Below are 1,254 nucleotides of genomic sequence, written 5' to 3' on the forward strand. Positions count from 1 at the left end.
AATTGGAGGCACGTTAGCGTGACTAAAGGTCGTGCGCTGCCGACGGGGGCTCAGCCGAGAAGCTTTTGGATCCGAAAGCCAAGCTTGAGGTCTTTTCACATGCCGCTGTTCAACTACGACGACCGAGTCCGCGTCATTCATGGTGCAAGTTCGCACTTGAGGCCAGGGAGCGACGCTTGGGTGGTTGGCATATTTGAAGAGCGACCTCTCGGCGCATACTTTGCTGACTTTCCAGACGGCGTGATCTACACCATTGAATTCGATGATGGGCAGGCTGCCGATGTGCATGAGGGGCAGTTGGAGGCGAAGCTGTAGTTGGGCTTGTCGGGCGCTACCAGGTCGATGTGAGAGGTGCGCGCCATGCAGAACGCCGCGGTTGTCCGCGGCGTCTTCTTGTCAGCTTAGGCGGCCGGCGTCAGCCCAGTAGCTTGCGCACCTTGTTCAACGCCGAAATGAACCGCTCGATCAGCGCATGCGTGTTGTAGAACACGAGAGACGCGCGGCAGGTGGCCGCCACGCCGTAGTACTGCAGCAGCGGGTGGGCGCAGTGCTGGCCGGAGCGGATGGCCACCCCTTCCAGGTCAAGCAGGGTGGCCAGGTCGTGTGCATGCGCGCCTTCGATCAGGAAGGAGACGACCGCCGCCTTGTCCGGCGTGGTGCCGAAGATGCGCAGGCCGTCGAACTTGTTCAGTTCTTCGGTGAAGTGCGCCAGAAGCTCGCCTACGCGCGCTTCCACGTGTTCCAGACCCAGCGATTCGAGTGGTCCACCGCCACGCCCAAGCCGCGGAAGCCGGCGATGTTCGGGGTGCCGGCTTTATGGGGTGTTGTAAATGTTGCGATTGGAGCGGAAAGTGCCCGCAGCAACTTCAGCGAGGGGAATGTTGCGGCAGGGCTGGTTGACTCCATAGGGGTCACCATCGGCCTGACAGCGACTGCCGTGGCGATTCACGTAAAAGATGCGGCAGAAGGGCGTCCGTCCGCATCGCCGGAGGACCTTCCAAGAACAAGATGAGGTGCAAGTATGATGTCTGAGCTCCTGTTATTGCAGAAATGGTATGCGCGGCATTGCGACGGAGATTGGGAGCATTCTTATGGCATGAAAATAGATACGCTGGATAATCCCGGGTGGATGTTGACGGTTGACCTGGTCGACACCGGACTGAGTGGATCATCTTTGCCAAGGTCACGCATTGATCGGTCCGATATCGATTGGATACAGTGCGAAGTGTCGAGTGATACGTACATTGCCTGTGG

2 protein-coding genes and 1 pseudogene are annotated in these 1,254 nt (G+C 58.9%); 2 read left to right on the plus strand and 1 reads right to left on the minus strand.

Annotated features, from left to right (window positions below):
• Positions 1-99: 99 nt before the first annotated feature.
• The gene (locus tag KVS69_RS18290; RefSeq protein WP_184125122.1) at positions 100-315 is read left to right on the plus strand and encodes a hypothetical protein; all 216 of its coding nucleotides are present in this window, start codon (positions 100-102) and stop codon (positions 313-315) included.
• A gap of 100 nt (positions 316-415) precedes the next feature.
• Here KVS69_RS18290 and KVS69_RS18295 read toward each other — a convergent pair.
• Positions 416-822 (minus strand): annotated as a pseudogene (locus tag KVS69_RS18295) (aminotransferase class V-fold PLP-dependent enzyme); the annotation flags it as partial.
• A gap of 202 nt (positions 823-1,024) precedes the next feature.
• Between KVS69_RS18295 and KVS69_RS18300 the strand changes: the two are divergent.
• Positions 1,025-1,254, plus strand: a 230-nt coding sequence (locus KVS69_RS18300; protein WP_217539418.1) for an Imm53 family immunity protein, incomplete at its 3' end; no start/stop codon positions are given.

The organism is Stenotrophomonas sp. GbtcB23 (genome assembly GCF_019091045.1).
Classification (GTDB): Bacteria; Pseudomonadota; Gammaproteobacteria; order Xanthomonadales; family Xanthomonadaceae; genus Stenotrophomonas; species Stenotrophomonas rhizophila_A.

Coding starts and splice junctions, on each gene's coding strand:
- KVS69_RS18290 (WP_184125122.1), top strand. CDS start 100: ATGCCGCTGTTCAACTACGACGACCGAGTCCGCGTCATTCATGGTGCA.